Source organism: Oleiphilus sp. HI0086 (genome assembly GCF_001635225.1).
Map to the genome: position 1 here is coordinate 1 of NZ_LWFZ01000841.1, position 3876 is coordinate 3876.

The following is a 3876-nucleotide window of genomic DNA, read 5'->3' on the forward strand; positions in this document are numbered from 1 at the left end:
CTTCTCCCCAGCAGAGAGCTAACCACTTTTCTGTGCTTGTCTCGGGGCCTTGACGCGATTCACCGGCAGACATTTGAGTTAGGTTCCAGCTTTGCAGGACTTTTCGATCAAGCTTGTTGTTAAGGGTGCGTGGTAACTCCCCGAGTGCTTCAAGGTGCTGTGGCACCATGTAAGGGGGTAGTTGCTGTCGCAGGTGCTCACGAAGTTCACTGAGACTAATCGGGCTATTCTTCCATACAACATAAGCGATGAGCCGCGTATCGCCGGCACGGACTTCTCGTACGCTTAAGGCGCAGTCGTCAATGGCGTCGTGTTGGCGCATAAGCGTCTCAATTTCCCCCAGTTCTATTCGGTAGCCGCGTACTTTGACTTGCTGATCCAGTCGTCCCATATACATAAGGGTGCCGTCGTGGGTGTAGCGTACTTTGTCACCGGTGCGATAGAGTTGGCCGTCTCCAAAGGGGTTTGGAATAAAGACCTTCCGGGTTAATTCGTCACGATTGTTATAGCCTAAGGTCAAACCGTCACCACCGATGTACAGTTCGCCAGCGATGCCGTTCGGGACAGGACGCAGCTGCTCATCCAGCACAAATAACTGAGTGTTGGCGATAGGTAAGCCCAATCCAGGCGGTGTTTGGGTTTGTGTAATCTGGGCACAGCTAGACCAAACGGTGGTTTCAGTTGGGCCATACATGTTCCAAAGCTCACTACAGCGTTGAAGTAGCTCTTCAGCTAAATCCAATGGCAATGCTTCGCCACCGCACAGTGCTTTTAATCTAGGCTCACCCTGCCAGCCACTACTGATCAGCAATCGCCAGGTGGCGGGTGTTGCTTGCATGAAGTTTGCCTGATGCTTTGTCAGCAAGCTTAATAAACGTCGACCATCACTACTATCCTGTTTCTTGGCAATAATGACTTTGGCGCCGACCCATAGTGGCAAGTAGAGTTCAAGTACGGCAATATCAAAAGACAAAGTTGTTACTGCCATCAGGGTATCATCAGCCTCGAGCCCTGGCTTTTCTGCCATGCTGTGTAAGAAGTTCATGACGGAAGCATGGGGTACCACAACGCCTTTAGGCTTTCCGGTAGAACCGGAGGTATAGATGATATACGCAGCTGTATCCTCAGGGATTGTTACATCTGGGCAAGCTGTGTTCTGCTGTGATAGACGTTCAGAAATCAGGTCGGTATTGAGTATGTGTGCAACAGAAGGCAGGCGCTTGATATGCGCTTCTTGAGTGACTAGGTGTTGTAAGCCCGAGTCTTCAATCATGTACGCCAAACGATCATCGGGGAAGTCAGGGTCAAGCGGGACATAGCTGGCGCCGACTTTCAATATGCCAATTAGGGCCGCGAGCATATGCTGAGAGCGGTCCAGGCACAAGCCTACGCGATCCCCAACGGATACATGTTCCTCTAATAGGAGCTGAGCCCACTGTGAGCTAAGTTCATCAAGCTGACGATAGCTTAAGACTTCCTGCTCAAATATGACGGCATCACTTTCGGCAAATTGTTGAGCTTGATGATGAAGGTAGTGACCGACAGTGCGAGGGGCCTTGGCTTGTTCTTCATGCCAAGCATGAGCAGGTCCTATACATTGTCTCATCACTTGCTTGCTTGAGCTTTGATTAAGTAGTTCTATATCGCAAAGCCTGGTTATCGGGTTTTGTGCAATTTGTCCGAGAATCGTAAGAAAATGATCCCTAAAGCCTTGGATCGTTTTTTCAGTAAAGAGAGATGTACTATAGACGATTGCTCCACTGAGTGAGTCGCCGCGTTTTTTAAACCATATGTTCAGGTCGAGTGGTGAATCATGAGAAGGGATCTCACACTGCTTGATGTTTATCGTATGGTCACCACTTCCCATGACTTGTTCGCGTTTAGATACGTCTTGGTAGGTGATAGAGGTTTGGTAGATGGGAGCACGACTCATATCACGTTCAGGGTTCAGGCGTTCGACGATCTTTTCGAACGGTGCTCTCATATGGTCAAAACCTTCTAGGCATTGTTGCTTGACCTGCTGTAATAGCTCAAGGAATGGCATTTCTCGGCTCAGTCTAAAGCGAAGTACTAAGGCGTTAACAAAAAAGCCAATCAGGTCTTCAGTGCCGGGCTTAGTTCGGTCAGCCATTGGTGTCGCAATGACTAGGTCTTCTTGGTCGGTATATTTTGCCAACAAGGCACAATAACTGGCCATCATGACCATAAATAAAGTTACGTCTTTTTCTAGGGCTAAGCCGTTAAGCCTGGAAAGTAGGTCACTCGGTAGCTCAAATGAAACTTGCTCACCGCGAATATCCTGAGTTTCCGGACGAGGTCGATCAAGCGGCATATCAAGGTTAGGAGCTCCTTGGAGGTGTTCTACCCAATAGCTGACATCCTTTTCTACATCTTCTTGTGAACTGTTGAGTCGTGACCAATTCGCATAGTCAGCAAACTGGTAATCGAGTACAGGTAATTGAGCATTGATACCGCAACAGTATGCGTTATAACTCTCACTGAGCTCATGTATAAATAAATCGAAAGACCAACCATCGAATATGATGTGATGAGGCATAAAAAACAAAATGCTCTCTTCTTCACTAAGAATGATTAGTTCTGCTTTAAAAAGAATATCGTGATTGATATCGAAAACCTGGTTTTGTAAAACGGTCAGGCGTTTTTTGAGTTCCAGCTCACGTTCAATTGGCTTATCTATATCTGCGAAAGAGACTTCACTTAGTTCAAAATTACTGATGTTTCGAAGCCGTTGATGTGGCTGGGAATCAATTTCAATTACTTCGGCGCTTAGCGCTTCTTGGCGACTGATTAGGTTTTGAAAAGCTTGATTTAAAGCAAGCTTATTGAGTTTTCCTTTTAGTCTGAATGCAGAGGGAAGGTTATAGGCAGTACTGCTTCCTTCCAGTTGATTCAGGTACCAAAGCCTTTGTTGGGCAAGGGTTAATAAGGCTGGTTCATTCTCTGAACGCTTTGTTATGGTTGATTGTTCTGTGTGCTGCGATTGATCTATTTTTTTAGCTAAAGACTCGATGTCTGCAAACTCGTAGAGGTCACTGAACTTCAATTGCACCGACATATCCATTTCAACACGGTGGATGATTTGTGCAATGAGCAAAGAATGCCCACCTAGGTCGAAGAAGTTTTCATTGATGTTAGATATGGGTTTATTGATGACTTCTTGCCAGATGCTCAGTAACTTAAGTTCAGTCGCTGTAGTAGCGGCCCGTACTTCTTCTTTGCCTAACGAGCTTGATTCTGATAAAGGGAGGCTTTCTAAAGCCTTTCGATCAAGCTTGTTGTTAAGGGTGCGTGGTAACTCCCCGAGTGCTTCAAGGTGCTGCGGCACCATGTAAGGGGGCAATTGCTGTCGCAGGTGCTCACGAAGTTCACTGAGACTAATCGGGCTATTCTTCCATACAACATAAGCGATGAGCCGCGTATCGCCGGCACGGACTTCTCGTACGCTTAAGGCGCAGTCGTCAATGGCGTCGTGTTGGCGCATAAGCGTCTCAATTTCACCCAGTTCTATTCGGTAGCCGCGTACTTTGACTTGCTGATCCAGTCGTCCCATATACGTAAGGGTGCCGTCGTGGGTGTAGCGTACTTTATCACCGGTGCGATAGAGTTGGCCGTCTCCAAAGGGGTTTGGAATAAAGACCTTCCGGGTTAATTCGTCACGATTGTTATAGCCTAAGGTCAAACCGTCACCACCGATGTATAGTTCGCCAGCGATGCCGTTAGGGACAGGGCGCAGCTGCTCATCCAGCACATATAACTGAGTGTTGGCGATAGGTAAGCCCAATCCAGGCGGTGTTTGGGTTTGTGTAATCTGNGCACAGCTAGACCAAACGGTGGTTTCAGTTGGGCCATACATGT

Annotated in this window: 1 protein-coding gene; it reads right to left on the bottom strand. The window is 47.4% G+C overall.

What is annotated here, in order from left to right:
- Nucleotides 1-3876 (bottom strand): non-ribosomal peptide synthetase (locus A3756_RS15200; RefSeq protein WP_156490502.1); only part of this gene is annotated, 3876 nt, incomplete at both ends.